The sequence below is a fragment of the Dactylosporangium cerinum genome (genome assembly GCF_042653625.1).
Classification (GTDB): Bacteria; Actinomycetota; Actinomycetes; order Mycobacteriales; family Micromonosporaceae; genus Dactylosporangium; species Dactylosporangium cerinum.
Genome location: NZ_JBHSIU010000009.1, coordinates 220,357 through 239,878, shown reverse-complemented (window position 1 = coordinate 239,878; position 19,522 = coordinate 220,357). Strand labels below are relative to the sequence as shown.

Sequence of the window (19,522 nt, the reverse complement as noted above, 5' to 3'; positions counted from 1 at the left end):
ACCCCGGGTGATCGTCCGTCCGGATCATGGCCGGTCGAGCTGCACAAAACAAGAGGCGAGGTGATCATCCACCATGCCGGTGGCCTGCATGAGCGCATAGGCGGTGGTCGGGCCGACGAACCGGAACCCCCGCTTCTTCAGCGCCTTGGCCAGGGCTTTGGACTCCTCGGTGACCGCCGGAACCTCGGCGAAACCGGCCGGGCGGGCCGCCCGCGGCGCCGGCGCGAACGACCACAGCAGCGCCGCGATCCCCTCGGGGACCTCGGCGGCGGCGCGAGCGTTGGCGATCGCGGCCTCGATCTTCGCCCGGTTGCGCACGATGCCGGCGTCGGCCATCAGCCGCTCGACGTCGGCCGCACCGAACTCGGCGACCTTGGCGATGTCGAAGCCGGCGAACGCGGCGCGGAACGCGGGCCGCTTGCGCAGGATCGTGATCCAGGACAGGCCGGACTGGAACGCCTCGAGGGTGAGCCGCTCATAGAGCCCGTCGTCGTCGCGGACGGGTCGTCCCCACTCCGTGTCGTGATAGACCGCATAGTCCGGCGTGGAGCCGCCCCACGCGCATCTGGCGAGCCCGTCGTCACCGATGACCACATCAACCACGCCACGGAATGTACTGCAGCCCTACGACAGTTTCCCGGCCTCGACGAGCCGGGCGAAGCGCCGCAGGGCGCCGGTGAGGCTGACCTTGGAGCCGGGCCAGAGCACCGGCCAGGCGGCCTTCCCGGCGACCCCGGCCGGCAGGTGGAACCATTCGTGCCACACCACCTGGGTCCGGGCGGCGCCCAGCGGCGTGCAGCGCAGCACTCCGGGGCCGCGCAGCACCTTGCCGTGGTGCACGACCCGGACCTCGAACGGCGGGTCGACCTTGACCACGCGCATGAGGTCGCGTAGCGCGGCCGGCCCGACCCGGGTGACCGCCTCGATGGAGCTGCCCTCGCCGCCGTCGCCGGACAGCACCCGGACCTTGGTGAACGGGATCCAGTCGCTCTGCCGCGGCCAGTCGATGAGCGCGGCGAAGACCTGCTCGGCGGGCGCCCGGACGATCACCGTCGCGGTCACCTCGCCGGTGCCCGGCTGGGCGACCGCGTCGTCGAACGACGGATCGGTCACTTCACCACCGGGGAAGGGCTGCCCCACGTCTCGTCGCTGGGCAGTCCCCAGCTGTTGGCGGTGCCGTCCTCGGAGGTCCCGGCGGCATCGGTGTCGGAGATGACGTCGGCGTCGGCGTCGGCCGCGGGGGCGGCCGGGGGCGCCTTCTCCAGGGTGACGTTCGAGCCGCCGGCGCCGGTGATCGCGGCCTCGCGGGCGTCGCGCAGCGCGTCGGCGTCCTCGGTGCGCCCGTCGCGCAGGGCCTTGACCTCGGCCTCGAGGACCTGGATCAGCTCCTCCTTGTACCCGATGTCGTAGCCGGCACGTCGCAGCGCCGCGTCGACCTGCGCCATCCGGTAACCCCGGAGGGTGGTGTCGAAGCGCACGTGCCCGACGTCGCCCTCGACCAGCGGCCGGGACGAGGGCAGCGGCACCGCGCGCCCGTCGGGCTCGTGACCTTCGATCCCCGGGTCATCGCCGGTGATCAACAAGGACACGCCGAACCCGATGGCCCCGACGACCACGGCGGCGATCAACACCAGGAGGAACTCAGCCATAGGGGGAATCGTGGCACGCTGACTGGGCGCGGGCGACCCCGGCACACCCATCTGAAGGAAAGACGGAGGATCCATGATGTTTCGGCTGGGCGGCCGGCAGTTCACCGACGGTGACTACGCGGTGATGGCGATCGTGAACCGGACCCCCGACTCGTTCTTCGACCGGGGCGCGACGTTCGCGGAGGACGCCGCGCTGCGGGCGGTCGAGGCGGCGGTCGGCGAGGGCGCGGACATCATCGACATCGGCGGGGTGAAGGCCGGCCCGGGCAGCACCGTGGACGCCGCGGAGGAGCTGCGCCGGACGCTGCCGACGGTCGTCAAGGTCCGGGAGCGCTTCCCCGACGTGGTCATCTCCATCGACACGTGGCGGGCCGAGGTGGCCCGGGAGATCATCGCGGCCGGCGCGGACCTGATCAACGACACCTGGGCGGGCGCCGACCCGCAACTGGCCGTCGTCGCCGCGGAGACGGGCGCCGGACTGGTCTGCTCCCACGCGGGTGGGCTCACCCCGAGAACCCGGCCGCACCGGGCCGCCTTCACGGATCCGGTGGAGGATGTCGTACGCACCGTGACGGACCTTGCCGAGCGGGCGGTGTCGCTCGGGGTGCGCCGGGACGGCATCCTCATCGACCCGGCGCACGACTTCGGCAAGAACACCCGGCACTCCCTGGCCATCACCAACCGGCTCGGCGAGATGACGGCGACCGGCTGGCCGGTGCTGGTGGCGCTGTCGAACAAGGACTTCATCGGCGAGACCCTCGACCTGCCGGTCGGCGAGCGCCTGGAGGGCACCCTCGCGGCGACGGCCGTGTCGGCGTGGCTGGGCGCGCGGGTGTTCCGGGCGCACCAGGTGCGGGCGACCCGCCGGGTCCTGGACACGGTCGCGGCGATCCGCGGCGACCGCCAGCCGGCCGTCTCCCGGCGCGGGCTGGCCTGACGCCTGGGGCTCAGCCTCAGCGGCTCGGGCCGGCTCGGGCCGGCCCGAGCGCCGGCGGCCGGTCAGGTCAGGTCAGGTCAGGTCCAGCGCAGGATGCGCTTGCGCCACGCGTACAGGATTCCGAGCCCGAGGACCGCGACGAAGATCGCCATCTCGACGACGGCGGCCGCGCCGAACTCGGGCCGGTCGAAGATCACCGCCCAGGGGAAGAGAAACACGCTCTCGACCGCGAACAGCGCGTACAGGAACGCGTACACGTAGTAGCGGATCTGCGCCTGCGCCCAGTCGCCACCCACCGGGTCAAGCCCACATTCGTAGGTGTCGAACTTGGCCGCCGTGGCCCCACTGTCGGCCGATCGGCGCGGTCCCAGCAGCCGAGCGGCCGTAAAGGCAGCGACGAAAACGCCCGCTCCGACCAGAAGGAGTAGGCCGAGCGTCGCATAACCACCCAGATATCCACTCACAGCACGCACCGTACTCGCATAAACACGTTCTCCGACATGCCGAAATCCTGGACTTGTCTAGATAATGAGCTTCCTTGCCTTCCGGCAAGCAAGCACCCCACCAGCCAGCAGACCGCCGCCGAGATACGAGGACCCCCATGGAAGCACCCGCGCGCCGCCGCGCCCGGCTTCTTGCTGCCTTCGTCGCGCTGGCCACGGCCTGCTCGCTGGCGTTCACGCTATCCCCCGCAGCGCACGCCGAACCGTCGGAGCCGACGGAGACCACGGAGCCGCCGCCACCGCCGGAGACCACGGAGCCGCCAGCCCCGACGACCGAGGCCCCGACGACCCAGCCGCCACCGCCGGCCACCACCGAGCCGCCGGCGACGCAGGCGCCGAAGGTCCGCAAGCTCACCCTGGGCGCCAGCAACGTCGAACTCGGCGGCGCCTACTGGCAGGGCGACGGCAAGGCCAAGCTGGTCATCTCGGTGCAGAACAGCGGCGAGGTCCGGGAGAAGGTCACCGGCTCCTACACGTTCCCCGGCGGCGACCAGAACGTGACCGTGGCCGACGCCTACGGCACCGACGGCTGCACCCCCGACGGCCCGCCGAAGTTCACCTGCATGCTGCCGCCCGGCGGGCTCGGCTACCTGGTCGTCACCGTCACCGTCGGGCCGGACGCGTGGAAGGTGACCGGCACCGGCTCCGTCACCGTCTCCGCGCTGCCGGACAACTCCCTGATGCGCTTGCGCACGTTCGCCCTCACGTTCACGCCGCCGCCGGTGCCGGGCATCGAGCTGACCACCGACCGGCCGTCGCTGCCGGCCCAGCCCACCCCCGCCGTCGAGCAGACCGCCCTCGCGGTCAAACTGCGCAACACCGGCAGCGCGAAGGCCGGCGGCGCGATCGAGGTGGTCACCCCACCCGGCGTCGACGTGGTCTCCTTCCCGGCCGTCTGCAAGGTCAAGAAGAAGCTCTCCGCCGAGCGGGACCGCTGCGAGGTCGGCGACATCGCCGCCGGCAAGGACGTCGTGGCGAGCTTCGGGCTGAGCGTCAGCGCGGCCGCGCACGCGGACCTGCCGCTGACCGGCGCGGTGCACGGCTACCTCACGCCCGCCGGCCTGGCGGCGATCGAGACCCGCACCGACTACACCATCCTCGGGCCGCCGCCCGTCGGGGAGTCCGCGATGCCCACCGCGGCCCCGCCGTCACCCGTCGCGGTGGTCGCCGGGACCGCCGACCCGCAACAGCCGGCCTCGGGCGGCCTGCTGACCAGCGAGCGGCTGTCCAGCCTGCCGTTCGTGGGCGGGATCATCGGCCTGGTCGCCCTGGTCGGCTTCCTGGTGGTGCTCTCGCTGCGCCGCCGCCTGCGCGACGAGGCCGAAGCGCCGGACGCGGAGGCGGCGGCGGTGGAGGAGCCGGTGACCGTGCCGGCGCCGCGCAGAAGTGACGAAGATCTACCGGCGCTGCCCCAGCGCTCGCCGATCCCCCGCTCACTGACCCTGCCGAGGCTGCCCAGCGGCCCCGTCGCCGGGTCAGGGTTCCGCGAACCTGAGGAGTAAAAGCAGGTTAGTGGGAATTGTGTGGTTTCACATCAGCCGCACAAATCCGGGATCCGACCCACACCGGCACCGGCGGCGGCGGTAGGCGCGAACCTTCGACGTACCCTCTGGACGTACCCTCGGAATGTCAAGAAGGATCGGGCCGGCTCGACGACGTGGTCGCACCACCGCATCCGCCGTTCCGCCGGCTTTTATCAGGAGGTCAGCTCACGTGACCAAGCAGGTCCGCCAGCTGGATCGAGTGGTCATCAGGTTCGCTGGCGACTCCGGCGACGGCATGCAGCTCACCGGTGACCGGTTCACCTCGGAAACCGCGCAGCTCGGCAATGACATCTCGACCTTGCCCAACTTCCCCGCGGAGATCCGCGCGCCTGCCGGCACCCTGCCCGGCGTGTCGAGTTTCCAGGTCCATTTCGCCGACTTCGACATCCTCACCCCCGGTGACGCGCCGAACGTCCTGGTGGCGATGAACCCTGCCGCATTGAAGGCGAACCTCGCCGACCTGCCCAAGGGCGCCTCGATCATCGTCAACACCGACGAGTTCACCAAACGCAACCTGGCGAAGGTCGGCTACGCGGCCAACCCCCTGGAGGACGGCTCCCTCGACGGGTGGGCCGTCGCACCCGTCGGCCTGACCTCGATGACGGTGAAGGCCCTCGAGTCGCACGGCGTGTCGAAGAAGGACGCCGAACGCGCCAAGAACATGTTCGCGCTCGGCCTGCTGTCCTGGATGTACTCCCGGCCGCACGAATCGACGCTGCGGTTCCTGGAACGCAAGTTCGCCGCCCGCCCCGAACTCGTCGCCGCCAACATCGCCGCGTTCAAGGCCGGCTGGAACTTCGGCGAGACCACCGAGAACTTCGCCGTCCGCTACGAGGTGAAGCCGGCTCGCATGGCCGCGGGCAATTACCGCAACATCACCGGCAACGCGGCCCTGGCTCTGGGTGTCGTCGCCGCTGGTGTCCGCGCGGAACTGCCGGTGTTCCTCGGTGCGTACCCGATCACCCCCGCGTCGGACATCCTGCACGAACTGTCCAAGCACAAGAAGTTCGGTGTGACGACGGTGCAGGCCGAGGATGAGATCGCCGCGATCGGCGTCGCCCTCGGCGCGTCCTACGGCGGTGCCCTCGGTGTCACCACCACCTCCGGGCCCGGTGTCGCGTTGAAGGGTGAGACGATCTCCCTGGCAGTGGCCCTGGAGTTGCCGCTACTGATCATCGACGTGCAGCGCGCGGGGCCGTCCACAGGTCTGCCGACCAAGACCGAACAGGCCGACCTGAACATGGCGTTGTACGGCCGGCACGGCGAAGCGCCGGTCGCGGTCATCGCACCCCGCTCCCCTGCCGACTGCTTCAACGCCGCGATCGAAGCCGCCCGCATCGCCCTGACGTACCGCACCCCGGTCATCCTGCTGTCGGACGGCTACATCGCCAACGGCTCCGAACCCTGGCGGCTCCCGGAAGTGTCCGAGCTGCCGGACCTGCGGACGGAGTTCGCGACCGAACCGAACGGTGAGGACGGTACGACGTTCCTGCCGTACCTGCGGGACCCGGTCACCCTCGCCCGGCCGTGGGCCGTCCCCGGCACCCCCGGCCTCGAACACCGCATCGGTGGTCTGGAGAAGGCCGACAAGACCGGTGACATCTCCTACGACCCGGCCAACCACGACTTCATGGTCCGCACCCGCGCCGCCCGCATCGACGGCATCGACGTCCCCGACGTCGAGGTCGAAGACCCCGACGGCAGCGCCCGGGTCCTGGTGCTGGGCTGGGGGTCCACGTACGGACCGATCGGCGCCGCCGCCCGCGCCCTGCGCCAACGCGGCCTGCCCATCGCCCAGGCGCACCTTCGGCACCTGTCACCGATGCCGAAGAATCTCGGCGCCGTCCTCGCGGCGTATGACAAGGTCGTCATCCCGGAGATGAACCTCGGCCAGCTCGCCGGGGTCATCCGCTCGAAGTTCCTGATCGACGCGATCGCCTACAACCAGGTCCGCGGCCTGCCGTTCACCGCCGCGGAACTGGAGTCGGTGCTGGAGGAAGTGGTCAAGAATGCCTGAAGCGCTCAACCTGACGATGAAGGACTTCAAGTCCGACCAGGAAGTGCGCTGGTGCCCCGGCTGCGGCGACTACGCCATCCTCGCCGCGGTCCAGTCGTTCATGCCCGAACTCAACATCCCCCGCGAACGGATCGTGTTCGTCTCCGGCATCGGCTGCTCGTCGCGCTTCCCGTACTACATGAACACCTACGGCATGCACTCCATCCACGGCCGTGCCCCCGCCATCGCCAGCGGCCTGTCCGTGTCCCGGCCCGACCTGTCCGTGTGGGTCGTCACCGGCGACGGTGACGCCCTGTCCATCGGCGGGAACCACCTCATCCACGCGCTGCGCCGCAACGTCAACCTCAAGATCCTGCTGTTCAACAACAAGATCTACGGCCTGACGAAGGGTCAGTACTCACCGACGTCGGAGATCGGCAAGATCACCAAGTCGACGCCGGCGGGGTCCGCGGACTCGCCGTTCAACCCGATCTCCCTGGCCCTGGGCGCGGAGGCGAGTTTCGTCGCCCGGACCGTCGACTCCGACCGCAAACACCTGCAGTCGGTGCTCCGCGCGGCGGCCGAACACCGCGGGTCCGCGTTCGTGGAGATCTACCAGAACTGCAACATCTTCAACGACAACGCGTTCGAGGTGTTGAAGGACCCGTCGACCCGCGACGACTACACCATCCGCCTGGAGCATGGGCAGCCGATCACGTTCGGCAAGGACGGCGAATGGGCGGTGACCCACCCACCCGGCGGGTTCGGGCTGTCCGTCGTGCCGACCGCGTCGGTGCCGGCCGGGGAGATCGTCGTGCACGACCAGTCCGTCGCCGAGCCGGCGTACGCGTTCGCGCTGTCCCGGCTGCCGGGCCTCGACCTGCGCAACACGCCGATCGGGGTGTTCCGCTCCGTCGACCGGCCCGCCTACGACGACCTCGTCCGCGACCAGCTCACCACCGCGAAGGCCAAGGCGAAGGGCACCCCGGAAGAGGAGCTCGGCGCCCTGCTCAACAGCGGCGACACCTGGACCATTCTCTGAGCGGTCCCGGGTACGCAACCAGCGACGGATCCGATGCGTCAGAAGAGGTAGCACACCGATCACGTCGGTGAGCCCTCCCTGAGGTGGGGTGGCAGCGCGACGGGGTAACCCTCCGAAACCCTGCCACTCCATCTGGGCCAAGCACCTTCACCAGCGAAAACTACGGCTGGTAGTGGCACCGAATACCGGTTGGAGATCAATTTCTTCGGCAAGTGTAGTGTCGATGAAGCGGTGCGGCGACACCCCGACGTCACGTCCTTCGAACGGCTCTCCGCCGGCGGAGCAGCGGCAATCCTGAAACGGTGATGCGGCTCGCGCACGGACGAAGCGGCGGCTATTCGACGGCGGAGAAGCGGATCGAGCCGGCGACCAGGTCCGGGTGCTCGATCGTGAGCGCAAGCGCCACCGACTCCTCCAGGCCCAGCGCGCCGCCGGCGGCGTAGGCCTCGTCGAAGTCGGCGTCGCCCACGGAGGAGCGCAGCGCGGCCTGCTGGTCGGTCCAGTACGTGCCGAACCCGCCGGGCGAGCAGCGCAGCCGCACCCGCGCCGCCTGGGCCGCGCCGAACAGGCGGGCCGCGGTGCCGGTCTCGCCGGCCAGGGAGCAGCGCACCGCGATGGCCATCAGGGTCTCGCAGACCCGCAGGTGGAACCCGAAGCTCATCCGGGACCGCAGCGCCACGATCAGGTGGTCGTGCGCCGCGACCAGGTCGCCGCGGGACAGGGCGATGAGGCCGAGCAGCATGTCGACGTGGCGGCGGCCGCGTTCCATCGGCCGTGAGTTCTCCAGGGTCCGGGCCGAGGCGAGGAGGTCGGCGGCCTCGTCCAGCGCGCCGCGGCGCCACAGCAGTTGCGCGAGGGCGTACACGGCGAAGAGCGTCTCGCCCGCCACGCCCTGCTCCTCGGCGAGGGCGATGACGTCCCGGCAGGTCCGCTCGGCCTCGTCGAAGCGGCCCAGGTCCAGCAGCGGCGCGCCCCGGCCGGCGAGGACCCGGGCGATGAGGCCGGGGTCGCCGGCCCGCCGGGCGGCCGCCTCGGCGCGTTGCGAGAAGCGCAGCTCCTCGACCGTCTCCCCGTCGGCCCCCGCGTGCAGGGAATGCATGTGGTACGCCGCGGCGAGCTCCGCGTCGGGGACCGGCTCACCGGTGGCGCTGATCCGCTCGTACAGGCGGAACAGCCACATGCGGCCCTCGCGGACGAGGCCGCGCTCGCGCCACCACTGGTCCAGCGCGCCCGCGACGGCGAGGCCCTGGCGGGCGCTGCCGCGGGTGACGGTCCAGTGCAGGGCGGCCCGCAGCTCGTCGGCGAGCGGGTCGAGGGTGTAGAGGGACAGCGTGACGGGCCGGCCGTCGGTGTCGAGGTACGCGTCGTGCGCGGCCTGCAGGCACCAGGCGACGTGCCGTTCCCGAGCGGACTCCTCCTCGCCGGCCTCGACGAGCAGCCGGGCGGCATAGGCGCGGATCGGGTCGAGCATGCGGTAGGTCGCGCTGGCCGTGCCGGCCTCGGCCTGCAGCAGCGACTTGTCCACGAGGGTCGCCAGGGGGTCCAGGGGATCGCCGTCGTGCAGCCACTCGATGGCGGGCAGGTCGACGGGGCTGGCGAAGACCGACAGCCAGCGCAGCAGCCGGGCGGCGCGGTCGTCGAGCGTCCGGTACGACCAGTCCACCGCCGCCTGCATCGTCCGGTGCCGGTCGGACGCTTCGACCGAACCGCCGTTCCCCGCGTCGAGGATGCCCAGGACGTCGTCGATGCGGGTCGCGAGCTGCGCCGCGGACAGCAGCCGTAGCCGCGCCGCGGCGAGCTCCAGCGCGAGCGGGAGCCCTTCGAGGGCCTCGGCGACCCTGGTGAGCTGGGCGATGTCGCCGGGTTCGACGGGGCGCCCGCCACGGGCCGCGGCGGCCCGGTCGACGAGGAGCGCGACGGCGTCGCTGAACCCTCCGGCGCTGGCCCGCTCGACCGACAGCGGCGGGATCCGCCAGACGACCTCGCCGGCCAGGCCGAGCGGCTCGCGGCTGGTCGCCAGGACGGTGATCGCCGGGCCGGCGGACAGCAGCCGGGAGACGAGCCGCCGGGCGGCCGGCAGTTGCGCGTCGGAGGTGTCGAGCAGGATCAGCATCCGCCGGTCGCGGACGTGGTCGGCGAGGGTCTGGATGACGGGCCGGCCCGGTTCGGGCCGCAGCCCGACGGCGGCGGCCACGGCGACGTCGACGAGGTCGCTGGTGGCCACGGCGCTGAGGTCGGCGAACCAGACCCCGTCCCGGAACTGTTCGACCAGCTCGCCGGCGGCCTCGACGGCGAGGCGGGTCTTTCCCGCGCCGCCGGCGCCGACGACGGTGACGATGCGGTGCGTGCCGATGAGGTCACGCACCGCTGCGCGTTCGGTGGCGCGGCCGATGAACCTGGTCGTCTGCACCGGCAGGTTGTGGGCGGGCGCGTCGATGGTGCGTGGCCGGGGGAACTGGCGGTCGAGGCCGGGCGCGACCAGCTGGAAGATCCGCTCGCAGCCGTCGAAGCCGCGGAGCCGGTGCAGGCCGAGGTCGAGCAGGTACGCGTCGCCGACGAGTTCGCCGACCCGGGCGGCGGTCGCGGCGGAGCAGAGCACCTGGCCGCCGTGCGCGGCGGCGGCGACGCGGGCCGCGCGGTGCACCTCGGGTGAGGTGTACTCCCCGCCGTACGGCTCGGCGAATCCGGTGTGCAGGCCCATCCGGACCTTCGGCCGGGCGTCGGCGCCGTCGGCGGTGGTTGGCCAGTCGTGCGCGGCGAGTTGCCGCTGCGCCTCGATGCAGGCGGCGAGCGCGGCGGTGGCGTCGGCGAACGCAACGAAGAGAGAATCACCCTCAGTGAAGAGTTCGACACCGTCCGCTTTGGACAGCGCGCAACGGATCACCTGCCGGTGCTCCTGGAGCACCGACCGATACCCTGTGCCGAGCATCTGGGCCAGTCGAGTCGAGCCCTCGATGTCGGTGAACAGGAAAGTCACCAGCCCGCTGGGCAGATGCGTCCGCGCCGACACGTGAAACCTCCGCCTCCCTTTTCAGGCGTGACCCATGTTTCCCCACCCAGGGGTCGCGCGCATCGTAGAAACGGTCCCCACCAGCAACCCTCAAGGTCGATGAGACGCTGGTCTGTGCTTTGTCCGAGCAGGTCAGCAAGCATACGGGGATGAAGCTCGAGTGGGTTTCGCGTGACGTAACGACAACGTGACCCAGGGAGTTGTGGCACGCGAGGCCACAACATCAAAGCCGTCCGGCGACTATTACGAAACCGGCGCGTAACAATGCATCAACAACCGCAGGATCCTCCGCAACATCCACCACCGGAAGGACGCGGTGCGGCGCCGCCCTGGTTGCCACCGCCCACGGCGACGGTCGACAGCAGTTTCACCGTGTCGTCGTGGCCCGCGGGACACGCGGCGTTCGCGTTGGCTTCACTCATCGGCCGCTGGACTTCGAACGTGTCGCCGCAGGCCCGGCACCGGTACTCATAACGAGGCATCCCCACAGGTTAGGCGACGGTGACACCTGCACGGGAATTGCGGAATACTCGACGGGTGGCACAGAAGCGCGGTCCCGAACCCGACGAGCAGCGACCCACCACAGTGGACACACTCTCGGTGACCGCGATCCGTCCACCAGTTCCGGACGGATCCCCCGCACCGTCACCCGCACCGTCACCCGCACCGGCGGAGCCGCCGACGCCGGGCAGGAGAGCGGCGCAGCAGGACCCGGCCGCCGAGAGCGGCTGGACGGCTCCGTCGGGCGTGCCCCCGCAGCGGCACGTGCCGAAGCACGCGGCGAAGGAGCCCGGCGAGCCGGCACCCAGCGGGCCGGTGCCCGGCGGGCCCGTTCCACCGGCGGGCGTCGACATCCTGCAGAGCCGGCCGCCCCGGTTCGAGGGCCTGCGGCTGTGGCTGCGCCGCCCCGCCGGCCGCACCGTCGTCGCCGGCATCGTCATCACGCTGGTGCTCGGCGCGGCGTTCGCGGCTGGCCAGTATCTGGTCCCGGCGGTCTCCAAGCCGCGGGCCGGCACGTCGGCCGCGCCGCCGTCGACGACCCCCGGCGCGGTCGAGACCGGCGAGGCACCCGTGCCGCAGCCGCCGACCGCCACGTTCAGCCCGCCGGCCGGCACCCGGGAGCGCCCGTCGGACGTCCTGGCCGCGTGGGCCGGCCCGCGCGCGGTGAAGCTGGGCATCCCGGCGGTGGCCATGCAGGCGTATGGCTATGCGGAGCTGATCACCGCCCGCACCACGCCAGGGTGCAAACTGACCTGGACCACTCTCGCCGGCATCGCGAAGGTCGAGTCCGACCACGGCCGGACCAACGGCTCGCTGGTGCAGGAGGACGGCAAGTCGGTGCCGCCGATCGTCGGGCCGCCGCTGGACGGGCAGAGCGACCGCCAGTCGATCAAGGACACCGACGGCGGCGCGATCGACACCGACAAGACCTGGGACCGCGCGGTCGGGCCGATGCAGTTCCTGCCGAGCACGTGGAAGCAGTATGGCGTCGACGCCGACGCCGACGGGGTGACCGACGTCAACGACATCGACGACGCGTCGCTGACCGCCGCCGCCTACCTGTGCTCCGGCGGCCGTGACCTGTCCACGGTGGAGGGTTGGAACGCCGCGATCCGCGCGTACAACGTCCCCGACGTGTACCGCACGGCGGTGTTCAACGCCACGAACGACTACGGCAGACGGGACCGGACCGGGTAGAAGACGGCACCGGACCGGGCGGAGACGGGCCCGAACCGGGCGGAGACGGGCCCGGACCGGGCAGATGAAGGCCACGCTCTGCGCCGCGGTACTTCCGCTGAGCCACAAAGGTAGGCAAGCTTGACTCCGTGATGGTGCGCGAGTGGGACCCAGGGACCGCGCCCGCGGCCGAGATCGAGGCGGTGCTGCGGGCCCTGAACGAGATCGTGGCGTTCGACGTGCCGGAAGATCCGCCGTGGCGCGACATCAAGTTCCGGGAATATCTCGCGGTGACGATGCCCGGTGAGCGGCGCACGTCGTGGCTGGCCGTCGACGAGTCCGGTGCGGTGCTCGGCCACGCGAGCCTGCTCGCGCTGGAGGAGATCGGCGTGCTGGAGCTGTCGGTGCGCCCGGCGGCGCGCCGCGGTCACGTCGGCACGGCGCTGCTCGCGGCGGTGGCCCGCCGGGCCGCCGAGGAGGGGTTCGAGTCGGTCGGGGTCGAGGTGATCGGCGGGACACCGAGCGGCAAGTTCTTCGAGTCGTTCGGCTTCGAGTGCGCGTTCATCGAGCAGCGCAACCTGCTCGACCTGGGCGGCGTCGACTGGCTGCGGCTGGGCGAGATGGCCGCCGGCATCGGCGCCGGCTACCGGGTCGAGTATCACCCGGGCGGCCCGCCGGAGCAGCACTACGCGGCGTACGCGGCGGCGAAGGAGGCGGCCAGGGCGTCGGTCGTGGAGGACCTGGCGCTGCGGCCGAGCTCCTACGACGCGGAGCGGCTCCGGGCGAGCCTGGCCACGCTGCACGCGCGCGGCCTGCAGCCGTACATCGTCCTGGCGGTGCACGAGTCGTCGGACACGATCGCGGGGCTCACCGAGGTCGTGGTGCCCGCGCAGCGGCCGACCCGCGCCGACCAGTACGACACGATCGAGGTCCCCGCCCACCGCGGCTACGGAATCAGCCGGGCGATCAAGGCCAGGATGCTGTTCGAGCTGCGCGCGGCGGAGCCGCACCTGCTGGACGTGCAGACCTGGAACGCGACGGAGAACGAGCCGTTGCTGAAGGTCAACGCGGAGCTGGGCTTCAAGCCGGACCGCGAGTGGCGCGAGTACGACGCGGACGTCATCGACCTGCTGCGCCGCCTCAAATAGTCGGCTCAGCTAGGTGCCCAGGGACCTTGGACGAAGGTCCCTTCCGCGGTGAACGGGAACGAGTTGTAGGCGCAGCCGTTCAACGCGATCGTCTGGGTCTGCATGATCGGCGCGGGGCCGGAGCCGGGGCACTTCATGTGGTCGAAGCCCAGGAAGTGGCCCATCTCGTGGTTGATCGTGTTGGCGTGGAAGTCCACGCCCGGCGCCCCGTCGATGCCTTTGAGCCAGCGGCGCAGGTTGAGCAGGATGGTCTGGCCGTACCGGCAGGAGTAGATGCCCTGGGTGTTGACGCCGACGGCCTTGCACAGCTTGTCGACGGTGCCCGGGGTGGCCAGCCGCAGCCGCACGCTGTAGTCCTCGCCACTGACCCGCTGGAAGGACCAGCTGGCGTCGGTGAGCTTGTTGGACGGGTACGTCACCGGATGCTCGGCCGACATCGTCCAGCCGAGTTCGGCGCCGATGGCGCGCTCGACCTCGGCGGCGGTCTTGTCGGTGGTCCAGACCGGGTTGGCACCCCACTGGATGCCGTTCTCGACCTCGACGCGGTACTTGACGAGGGTCGTGCCCGTGCCGACGATCCCGGTCCCGCCGGCCGCGACGGCGAACGTGCCCGCGGCGGTGGCCGGCACGCCGTCGCTGCCGGGTGACGCGGGTTTCGCCCCGCCGGTGTCGCCGCCGGCCGGGACCTGCTTCTTCAGCGTCGTCGACGGTTTCGGCGTGGGTTTCTTGCTCGTCTTGGCCGACGGCGAGGCGGAAGGGGACGACAGCGCGGCGACCGGCGCTGGCGCGGACGATACCGGGACGTCGAGACTCGGCGCCGCTGCCACCGCATCGGACTTGTCGGACTTTTCGCCACATGCGGTCAATCCGAAAGTGACCACCAACGCCAACGTCAAGCCCACCCGTGTCCCCAGCACCCGGGCAGCCTAGTCAATCCCCGCACGCGAAGGGGCCCCGGGCACTGCCCGGGGCCCCCTTTGTCGCAAACCTACGGAAGGGTCCACTTCTGGTTGGCGGCGTTGGCGACGCAGGTCCACAGGTGCACGACGGTGCTGTCCGCGGAGTTGTTGCCGGACACGTCGAGGCACTTGCCGGACTGCGGGTTGCGCAGCGTCCCGTCGGCGTTCGGCGCCCAGTTCTGCGCGCCGGAGCCGTTGCAGGTCCACAGCTGGATCTTCGTGCCGTCGGCGGAGCCGCCACCGGACACGTCGAGGCACTTGCCCAGGGCCCGCAGCGTCTGACCGTTGCGGGTCCAGGTCTGCGCACCCGAGCCGTTGCAGGTGTACAGCTGGATCTGCGTGCCGTCGGCGGTGCCGCTGGCGCGCACGTCGAGGCACTTGCCGGCCAGACCCTTGATCGGGCCGACCCCGGTCGGCGGCGTCGACGTCTTGACGAACGTGATGTCGTCGACGTCGAAGAGCCCCGTGCCGGTGCCCGTGAACGTGAGGAAGATGTTCGCGTTGCCCGTCGGCACCCCGGACAGCGTGGTCGTCACGTTGGCGTAGGTGTCCCAGCTGCCGGTGTTCGGCACGTTGACGGTGCCGAGGATCGTGCCCGTCTGCGAGCCGTTGCGGATCTGGATCTGGCCGCCGGGGCCGCCGGAGACGACCCGCGCCCGGAAGGACGTGGCACCGCCGACGTTGACGCCTGCGTAGCCGGCCCAGTCGTTCGGGTCGATGTAGCCGAGGGTCTGGCCGTTGTTGGCACCGGCCTTGGTGAACGCCTGCGCGCCGCTGACGGAGCTGAAGGACTCGGCCTGGACGGTCACGTCGCTGGTGGGCGTGCCGAGCTCCTTGATCCGCACGTTGCGGAACGAGGCGGTGTCGCCGCTGCCGTGGTTCTGGATGCCGATGTACCCGTCGAGGTTGCGGGCCGCGTCGGTGTTGGTGAAGTCGTTGATCAGCGAGCCGTTGAGGTAGATCCGGATCCGCTGGCCCTCGACCAGCAGCTCGTAGGTGTTCCACTCGCCGGCCGGGTTGAGCGCCGCGTCCCGGGCCGCGATGTCCGCGGACTTGAACGTGTAGACGGCGCCGGTGGTGCGGTCGGCGGCGTCGGTCGCGTCGATCTGGATCTCGTACCCCTGGTTGACCGCGACCCACGGGTCGGTGCCGGGGTTCGGGAAGCCGACGAAGATGCCGGAGTTGCTGTCGCCGGTGAGCCGCCAGTCCGCCTTCAGCGAGTACGACGTGTACTGCTTCGCGCTGTACCAGAACAGGCCCATGCCGCCGGTGGAGGTCAGCGTCGCGTCACTGTTGGTGAAGCTGCCGGGGCCGGCCTGCGACCAGCCGGTCGTCGAGCCGTTGTAGATCGCGGTGTAGCCGCTCTCCGGACGGCAGTCGGCCTTGGCGCGCTTCGACGCGTACCGGATGCCGCCGAGGAGCTCGTTGCGGAAGTTGCCGTCGCTGTACGACTCCTGCGTGTGCCCGAAGCCGGTGTAGAACGAGCGGCCGCTGTCGATCGTCTTGCACCAGGTGATCGGGTGGTCCGCGCCCATCGAGCCGCCCGTGTAGGACGACTCGTCCAGGGTCGCCAGGACGCGCGCGCTGCCGCGCGGGTTGGTCTGGTAGTTGTACAGCTCGTCGGTGCGGGTCCAGGTCTGCGGCAGGTGCGCCGTCGCCGGGTGGGCCCGGTTCTCGGTCTTCGAGTTGACCTGCTGGATCGCCGGGTGCGAGGCGAACCACGCGCCGACGAGGTTGCCGTAGAACGGCCAGCTGTACTCGGTGTCCGCGGCCGCGTGGACGCCGACGTAACCGCCGCCGCCGCGCACGTAGGACTCGAACGCGGTCTGCTGGGTGTCGTTGAGCACGTCACCGGTGGTGTTGAGGAAGACGACGGCCTCGTACTGCGCGAGGTTGCCGGTGGTGAACGCGGCGGCGTCCTCGGTGGCGGTGACGGTGAAGTTGTTCGCCGCGCCCAGCTGCTGGATCGCGGTGATGCCGGCCGGGATCGCGTCGTGACGGAACCCGGCGGTCTTGGAGAACACGAGCACGTCGTAGGGCGCGTCGGCGGCGACGGCCGGGGACGCGGCGGTCAGGGTGCAGGCGGTGAGGGCGATGGCGGCGCCCGCACCGGCGAGGATTCTGCGCACGAAATCTCCTTAGCAGGGAGGGAGGCGCCCGTGTGGCGGCACGGGCGCCCGATCACCTCGTTAGGGCAGGGTCCACTTCTGGTTTGCGGGTGCCGGGCTGACGCAGGTCCACAGGTGCACGACCGTGCTGTCCGCGGAGTTGTTGCCCGACACGTCCAGGCACTTGCCCGACTGCGGGTTGCGCAGCGTGCCGTCCGCGTTCGGCGCCCAGTTCTGCGCGCCGGACCCGTTGCACGTCCACAGCTGGATCTTCGTGCCGTCGGCGCTGCCGCCGCCGGACACGTCGAGGCACTTGCCCAGCGACTGCAGCGTCTGCCCGGATCGGGTCCAGGTCTGCGCGTTGGTGCCGTTGCAGGTGTACAGCTGGATCTGCGTGCCGTCGGCGGTGGCGGCGCTGCGCACGTCGAGGCACTTGCCCGCGAGGCCCTTGAGCGGCCCCATGCCGCTGCTGCTGGTCGTGAACGTAAAGCTGTCCACGTCGAACAGCGCGGCGGTGCCCGTGCCGGCGAACGTCACGTAGAGCGACGTGGTGCCGGCCGGTGCGCCGCTGATCGGTGCGGTCACCGTCGTGAACGTCTCCCACGAGCCCGTCACCGGGATGGTCGCGGAGCCGATGATCGTGCCCGTCGGCGAACCCGTGCGGAACTGCACGGTGCCGCCGGTGCCGCCGGACGACGCCCGCACGGCGACCGAGGTGGCGTTGTTCAGCTTGTACGGGTCGAACTGGATCCAGTCGCCGTTGTTGATGTCGCCGACCGTCTTGCCGCCCTCGGCCGTCGTCTTGGTGAACGTGTTGATGCCCGACGACGTCTTGAAGTGCTCCGCCTGCCGCTTGCGCGGCTGGAGGATGTTCTGCGCGTGGACGGTCAGCCCGCCGTTGTCGGTGTACGACGCGTCGAAGATCGGGAAGATGTTCGCCGCGTCGTCGTGCTCACCGTCGACCGGGATGTTGATCGTGCCGGTGCAGCCGGTCTGCGAGGTGATCTGGTGGGCGTGCTGGTCGTGGCCCAGGACGTAGGTCATGGTGATCCGCGAGCAGCTGATCGCCCCGTCCTCGGGGTCGGTGACCGTGACGCTCCACGGCACGCTGTCGCCGAAGGACACCAGCTGCCCGGACGCCGGCGCGTTGATGGTGACCGTCGGCGCGGTGTTGCCGACGCTGATCAGCACGCTGGAGGTGGCCGGGGCGTTCTGGTTGTCCCGCACCGTCAACGTCGCGTTGTAGGTGCCGTTGACGGTGTACGTGTACGACGGGTTCGCCGCGGTCGAGTCCTGGGTGCCGTTGCCGTCGAAGTCCCACGAGTAGGTCAGCGGCCCGCCCTCCGGGTCGCTGGACCCGGCGGAGGAGAACGTCACGGCCAGGGGTGCCGCACCCGAGGTCTTGTTCGCGCTTGCGACCGCGGTCGGCGCGCGGTTGCCGCCACCCACGTAGTCGTAGCGGTACAGGGCCGAGTTGGCGTCGCCGTTGAAGTAGCCGGTGCCGTAGTCCAGGACGTACAGCGCGCCGTCGGGGCCGAACTGCATGTCCATGACCTGCTTGCCGCCCCACGGGAACGTGTCGATCGCGCCGCGGGTGCCGTCGCTGTTGACGACGATCGGCTTGATCCAGCCGCGGCCGAACTCACCGGCGAAGAACATGCCGTTGAAGCTCGCCGGGAACTTCGTCGCCGACGTGTTCGCCGCGTCGTACCGGTACACCGGGCCGCCCATCGGCGACTCGGAGCCGCCGCCGAACTCGGTCGGGGTGCCGGAGTCGCCGCCGTACTTGATCCACGCCGGCCGCGCCGCGGGCAGGGTGCCCTGGCCCGTGTTGCGGAACGAGTTGTTCGTCGGCCCGCCGGCGCAGTTGAACTTCGCGCCCGTCGTGCCGTTCGAGAAGTTCCACTCGTTGTAGATCTCGCTGGTGGTGTTGGCACCGGTGCAGTACGGCCAGCCGTAGTTGCCCGGCGACGTGATCCGGTTGAACTCGACCTGGCCGGACGGGCCGCGGTTGGCGTCGGTGGTGCCGGCGTCCGGGCCGTAGTCGCCCACGTAGACGATGCCGGTGGCCTTGTCGACGCTCATCCGGAACGGGTTGCGGAAGCCCATCGCGTAGATCTCGGGCCGGGTGTTGGCGGTCCCGGACGGGAACAGGTTGCCCGACGGGATGCTGTACGTGCCGTTGGCGTTGACCTTGATCCGCAGGATCTTGCCCCGCAGGTCGTTGGTGTTGCCGGCGGACCGCTGCGCGTCGTAGGCCGGGTTCCGGTTGGTCCGCTCGTCCAGGGGCGAGTAGCCAGCCGAGTCGAACGGGTTGGAGTCGTCACCGGTGGACAGGTACAGGTTGCCGGCCGCGTCGAAGTCGATGTCGCCGCCGACGTGGCAGCAGATGCCGCGGTTCGCGGGCACGTCCAGGATGTTGACCTGGCTGCTCATGTTGACGGTGAAGTTCGCGTTGAGGGTGAACCGGGAGAGGCGGTTGACCCCGGTCCAGGTGGCCCAGTCAGCGTCCGTGCCCGTGGCCGGCGCGTCGCCCGCGGGGGTGCTCAGCGGCGGCGCGTAGTACAGGTAGATGTAGCGGTTGGTGGCGAAGTTCGGGTCGGCCGCGACGCCCTGCAGGCCTTCCTCGTCGTGCTGGTAGACCGGGATGTTGGCGATCACGGACGTGGTGCCGTTGGCGTCGGTGCGCCGCAGCGTGCCGTTGCGGGCGGTGTGCAGCACCGAGCGGTCCGGCAGCACCGAGATGGTCAGCGGCTCGCCGACCTCCGGCTCGCCCTTCGCGAGGGTGACCTGCTGGAAGTCGGCGGCGTTGATCGCCGCCGCCGCGGGGCCGGCCTGGACGACGAGGGCGCTGATGCTCGCCGAGACAAGGAGCAGGGCGGCACCCATCGGCCGCCATCGATGACGTGAGGGTTGTTGGTTCACTGTGTCCCTTCCTGACTGAACGTG

Annotated in this window: 15 protein-coding genes; 6 read left to right on the top strand and 9 right to left on the bottom strand. The window is 70.7% G+C overall.

Annotated elements, in window-relative coordinates; all coding sequences use genetic code 11:
- Positions 1 to 24: 24 nt before the first annotated feature.
- Genes ACFPIJ_RS06275 through ACFPIJ_RS06265 form a run of 3 tightly spaced genes read right to left on the bottom strand, consistent with a single transcriptional unit; the run spans position 25 to position 1,649 of the window.
- Complete coding sequence (locus ACFPIJ_RS06275; protein ID WP_380113639.1) at positions 25 to 603, bottom strand: DNA-3-methyladenine glycosylase I; 579 nt, start codon at positions 601 to 603, stop codon at positions 25 to 27.
- Between the two features lie 21 nt (positions 604 to 624).
- Positions 625 to 1,113 (bottom strand): SRPBCC family protein, encoded by a 489-nt coding sequence (locus ACFPIJ_RS06270; protein ID WP_380113638.1) that lies wholly within the window; start codon positions 1,111 to 1,113, stop codon positions 625 to 627.
- On the bottom strand, positions 1,110 to 1,649 hold the full coding sequence (locus ACFPIJ_RS06265) for a DivIVA domain-containing protein (RefSeq protein WP_380113637.1): 540 nt from the start codon (positions 1,647 to 1,649) through the stop codon (positions 1,110 to 1,112). Before ACFPIJ_RS06265 ends, ACFPIJ_RS06270 begins: the two co-directional genes overlap by 4 nt.
- 73 nt (positions 1,650 to 1,722) lie before the next feature.
- Between ACFPIJ_RS06265 and folP the strand changes: the two genes are divergently transcribed.
- Complete coding sequence (gene folP / locus ACFPIJ_RS06260; RefSeq protein WP_203853917.1) at positions 1,723 to 2,586, top strand: dihydropteroate synthase; 864 nt, start codon at positions 1,723 to 1,725, stop codon at positions 2,584 to 2,586.
- Between the two features lie 77 nt (positions 2,587 to 2,663).
- Here folP and ACFPIJ_RS06255 read toward each other — a convergent pair whose 3' ends face one another.
- Positions 2,664 to 3,050, bottom strand: coding sequence for an NADH-quinone oxidoreductase subunit A (locus ACFPIJ_RS06255; protein WP_203853918.1), 387 nt, complete (start codon positions 3,048 to 3,050; stop codon positions 2,664 to 2,666).
- A gap of 137 nt (positions 3,051 to 3,187) precedes the next feature.
- Between ACFPIJ_RS06255 and ACFPIJ_RS06250 the strand changes: the two genes are divergently transcribed.
- From ACFPIJ_RS06250 to ACFPIJ_RS06240, 3 genes are all read left to right on the top strand, one after another.
- Positions 3,188 to 4,591 carry a COG1361 family protein gene (locus tag ACFPIJ_RS06250; protein ID WP_380113636.1) on the top strand — a complete coding sequence of 468 codons (1,404 nt, stop codon included), beginning with the start codon at positions 3,188 to 3,190 and terminating at the stop codon, positions 4,589 to 4,591.
- Between the two features lie 211 nt (positions 4,592 to 4,802).
- The gene (locus ACFPIJ_RS06245) at positions 4,803 to 6,650 is read left to right on the top strand and encodes a 2-oxoacid:acceptor oxidoreductase subunit alpha (protein WP_380113635.1); all 1,848 of its coding nucleotides are present in this window, start codon (positions 4,803 to 4,805) and stop codon (positions 6,648 to 6,650) included.
- Positions 6,643 to 7,671, top strand: a complete 1,029-nt coding sequence (locus ACFPIJ_RS06240) for a 2-oxoacid:ferredoxin oxidoreductase subunit beta (RefSeq protein ID WP_380113634.1) — start codon at positions 6,643 to 6,645, stop codon at positions 7,669 to 7,671. Before ACFPIJ_RS06245 ends, ACFPIJ_RS06240 begins: the two co-directional genes overlap by 8 nt.
- Positions 7,672 to 8,005: 334 nt before the next feature.
- On the opposite strand, the gene ACFPIJ_RS06235 is transcribed toward ACFPIJ_RS06240, so the two are convergent.
- Positions 8,006 to 10,681 carry an adenylate/guanylate cyclase domain-containing protein gene (locus ACFPIJ_RS06235; RefSeq protein WP_380113633.1) on the bottom strand — a complete coding sequence of 892 codons (2,676 nt, stop codon included), beginning with the start codon at positions 10,679 to 10,681 and terminating at the stop codon, positions 8,006 to 8,008.
- Between the two features lie 269 nt (positions 10,682 to 10,950).
- Positions 10,951 to 11,163: an FmdB family zinc ribbon protein gene (locus ACFPIJ_RS06230; protein ID WP_203852053.1), complete on the bottom strand. Its 213-nt coding sequence runs from the start codon at positions 11,161 to 11,163 to the stop codon at positions 10,951 to 10,953.
- 55 nt (positions 11,164 to 11,218) lie between these two features.
- Here ACFPIJ_RS06230 and ACFPIJ_RS06225 point away from each other — a divergent pair, with 55 nt between their 5' ends.
- Together ACFPIJ_RS06225 and ACFPIJ_RS06220 are read left to right on the top strand one after the other, a co-directional pair.
- The gene (locus ACFPIJ_RS06225) at positions 11,219 to 12,379 is read left to right on the top strand and encodes a lytic transglycosylase domain-containing protein (RefSeq protein WP_380113632.1); all 1,161 of its coding nucleotides are present in this window, start codon (positions 11,219 to 11,221) and stop codon (positions 12,377 to 12,379) included.
- 131 nt (positions 12,380 to 12,510) lie between these two features.
- Complete coding sequence (locus ACFPIJ_RS06220; RefSeq protein ID WP_380113665.1) at positions 12,511 to 13,506, top strand: GNAT family N-acetyltransferase; 996 nt, start codon at positions 12,511 to 12,513, stop codon at positions 13,504 to 13,506.
- 5 nt (positions 13,507 to 13,511) lie between these two features.
- Here ACFPIJ_RS06220 and ACFPIJ_RS06215 read toward each other — a convergent pair whose 3' ends face one another.
- From ACFPIJ_RS06215 to ACFPIJ_RS06205, 3 genes are all read right to left on the bottom strand, one after another.
- A complete protein-coding gene (locus ACFPIJ_RS06215; protein WP_380113631.1) occupies positions 13,512 to 14,333 on the bottom strand; it encodes a DUF3152 domain-containing protein in 822 nt (273 codons plus the stop codon).
- A gap of 161 nt (positions 14,334 to 14,494) precedes the next feature.
- Positions 14,495 to 16,594, bottom strand: a complete 2,100-nt coding sequence (locus ACFPIJ_RS06210; RefSeq protein ID WP_380113630.1) for a ThuA domain-containing protein — start codon at positions 16,592 to 16,594, stop codon at positions 14,495 to 14,497.
- A 60-nt stretch (positions 16,595 to 16,654) separates the two neighbouring features.
- Positions 16,655 to 19,462: a PQQ-dependent sugar dehydrogenase gene (locus ACFPIJ_RS06205; RefSeq protein ID WP_380113629.1), complete on the bottom strand. Its 2,808-nt coding sequence runs from the start codon at positions 19,460 to 19,462 to the stop codon at positions 16,655 to 16,657.
- Positions 19,463 to 19,522 lie beyond the last annotated feature (60 nt).

Bases quoted from the DNA above. Each gene is read 5' to 3' on its own strand.
- ACFPIJ_RS06265 (WP_380113637.1), bottom strand. From the start codon at position 1,649: ATGGCTGAGTTCCTCCTGGTGTTGATCGCCGCCGTGGTCGTCGGGGCC.
- folP (WP_203853917.1), top strand. From the start codon at position 1,723: ATGATGTTTCGGCTGGGCGGCCGGCAGTTCACCGACGGTGACTACGCG.
- ACFPIJ_RS06250 (WP_380113636.1), top strand. From the start codon at position 3,188: ATGGAAGCACCCGCGCGCCGCCGCGCCCGGCTTCTTGCTGCCTTCGTC.
- ACFPIJ_RS06240 (WP_380113634.1), top strand. From the start codon at position 6,643: ATGCCTGAAGCGCTCAACCTGACGATGAAGGACTTCAAGTCCGACCAG.
- ACFPIJ_RS06230 (WP_203852053.1), bottom strand. From the start codon at position 11,163: ATGCCTCGTTATGAGTACCGGTGCCGGGCCTGCGGCGACACGTTCGAA.
- ACFPIJ_RS06220 (WP_380113665.1), top strand. From the start codon at position 12,511: ATGGTGCGCGAGTGGGACCCAGGGACCGCGCCCGCGGCCGAGATCGAG.
- ACFPIJ_RS06205 (WP_380113629.1), bottom strand. From the start codon at position 19,462: ATGGGTGCCGCCCTGCTCCTTGTCTCGGCGAGCATCAGCGCCCTCGTC.